This window comes from Leisingera sp. F5, from assembly GCF_001593695.1.
This window is the reverse complement of sequence record NZ_LUKH01000530.1, coordinates 1-2191: the sequence shown is the minus strand read 5'-3', so window position 1 is coordinate 2191 and position 2191 is coordinate 1. Positions and strand designations below refer to the sequence as shown.

The following is a 2191-nucleotide window of genomic DNA, read 5'->3' as shown; positions in this document are numbered from 1 at the left end:
GCGGCGGCGGGTTCAGAATGTCATTGACCCAGCGCTGCGCATCGGTGCAGCCGTCGCCTTTGGGCGGGGCTGCCTGATCGGCGCAGCCGCGCGCACCGCGCGGGCAGGCCAGCCGCACATGGAAGTGGTAGTGATGACCCCACCAGGGCCGGATCTTGCGCAGCCAGCGGCGGTCGCCCTTTTCGTCATTGCACATCTGCACCTTGGCGCCGGGAAAGACGAAAATCCGCGCCACCCGCTTGTCCTGAGCCGCGGCTTTAAGGATCTCGTGATGAGCGCGGGTCCAGCTGGAGTTCACATAGGCGCCCTTGGCCCGGCGCATCGAGATTGAGGAGATGTTTTCCCGTGCGTTGCGGCTGAGGTTCAGCCGGTCCGGCGGCCGCATCCAGATGTCGATATCAAGGCCGATCTGATGGCTGCGGTGGCCAGACAGCATCGGCCCGCCGCGCGGCTGGCTGATGTCGCCGATGTACAGGCCTTTCCAGCCGCGCTGCTTGGCGGCAAACCGGCTGAGATCCTGAACAAAATCAATCGCTGCCGGATGCCCCCAGTTTCGGTTGCGGCTCAGCCGCATCGCCTGCCAGGTGGGGCCGGTCTCGGGCAGCTGGGCGGCGCCGGCAACGCATCCTTTGGCATAAGAGCCGAACGGCGCGGGGCGCTGCTGCGAGGCGCTGGGCTTGGCCCCGAACAGGGCCTTGGCTGGGGTTTGCGCACTTGCCGGATTAAATAACCCGGCAACCGCTAAGCATATGGCAAGAAACAGTTTCAACCCTGATCTCCTTCTCCTTGAACCCAGAACAACAGTATCAAACCGATCAGAAACAGCCCGATCACCGGTGTGATCCCCAGCCGGGCGCTGCCGGTCACGGTGGTGGCCAGACCGATCAGCGCCGGCGCCAGAAACGCGGTGGCGCGTCCCGACAACCCGTAAAGGCCAAAGCTTTCGGTCGCATCCGCAGGGCTGGTGTGGCGCACCATCAGGCTGCGGCTGGCCGATTGCAGGATGCCGCCAAAGCCGCCGATCAGCATGCCGCAGCCGAAAAACACCGTGTCGGGCAGGGTAGAGCCTTCTGCCATGGCGATGCCGAAAATCTGATGGCGCGACATGGAGACGATGATGAGGCAGACAAAGGCAAGCACCAGGATCGAGGCGATGATCACCGGTTTCGGGCCCAGCCGCCGGTCTGCCTTGCCGCCCAGCCAGCTGAAGACAGTGGCGGCAAAGGCTGCGACAATGCCGAAGATACCGATCTGGGCGATCTCCCAGCCCAGCACCAGTTTCGCGTAGACGCCGCCGAAACCGTACAGCCCGTTCAACGCATCCCGGTAAAACATCGAAGAGCCAAGATAGGTCGCCAGGCTCAGCCGGTGGCGCAGGCTGGCAACCAGCTTGACCACCATTTGCCAGGCTTTGCCCAGGCTGGCCTTGCGCCCGGTGGCGCCGCGGTCCTGTACCCACAGAAAATAGGGGGCCATGAAGGCAGCAAACCAGACCGCGGTGAACGGGCCAACGGCACGGGTGCCCTCTTTTGCTTCGGCATCCAGTCCAAAGGCCGGGCTAAGGCCGATCAGCGTCTTGCCCGAGCTTTGCTCGACAAACAGCAGCAGCATGATGAATAGTGCAATTACCCCGCCAAGATAGCCGAATGCAAAGCCGGACCCGGAGACCGCCCCCACCTCCTCGCGGCTGGCCAGCGTTGGCAGCTGCGCGTTGACAAAGATCAGGGCAAACTCGGCACCGATGAAGCCAAAGCCGAAGCTGACCAGCATCCACCACAGGTTGCTTCCCGAAGGATCCATGTACCACAAACCCCAGGCGCCGATCAGATACATCAGTGAAAACATCATGATCCAGGGCAGGCGGCGCCCGGTGATATCGGCCAGCGCCCCCAGAAACGGCGCGCCAAAGGCAATGATCAGCCCGGTCACGGTCAGGCACATCGACCAGACGGTCTGCGCCTGCGCCTTGGCCGCCTCGCCCGCCAGCCCCTGGGTCATGAAGTAATCCGCGGCGACAGCGGCAAAAAACGGGCTGAATACAAAGGTGACCAGCAGCGTCTGATACGGCTGGCTGGCCCAGTCAAAGAACCACCATCCCCAGATCCGCTTGCGCGTGGATACCTGCTGCATGCCCGGCCTCTTATTATAGTTGCCTTCAGGTATGGCAGGCGGGCAGGGGCCTAGGCAAGCC

The 2191-nt window shown here is 63.3% G+C and carries 2 protein-coding genes; both read right to left on the bottom strand.

Annotated features, from left to right (window positions below):
* Positions 1-769 (bottom strand): penicillin-insensitive murein endopeptidase (gene mepA, locus A2I95_RS32860; protein ID WP_291736580.1); only part of this gene is annotated, 769 nt, incomplete at its 3' end.
* Positions 766-2130 (bottom strand): MFS transporter, encoded by a 1365-nt coding sequence (locus A2I95_RS32855; RefSeq protein ID WP_291736578.1) that lies wholly within the window; start codon positions 2128-2130, stop codon positions 766-768. The genes mepA and A2I95_RS32855, both read right to left, overlap by 4 nt.
* Positions 2131-2191: the final 61 nt, after the last annotated feature.

What these genes read in the sequence shown, in the direction of transcription:
- A2I95_RS32855 (WP_291736578.1), bottom strand. Translation starts at nt 2,130, where the DNA reads ATGCAGCAGGTATCCACGCGCAAGCGGATCTGGGGATGGTGGTTCTTT.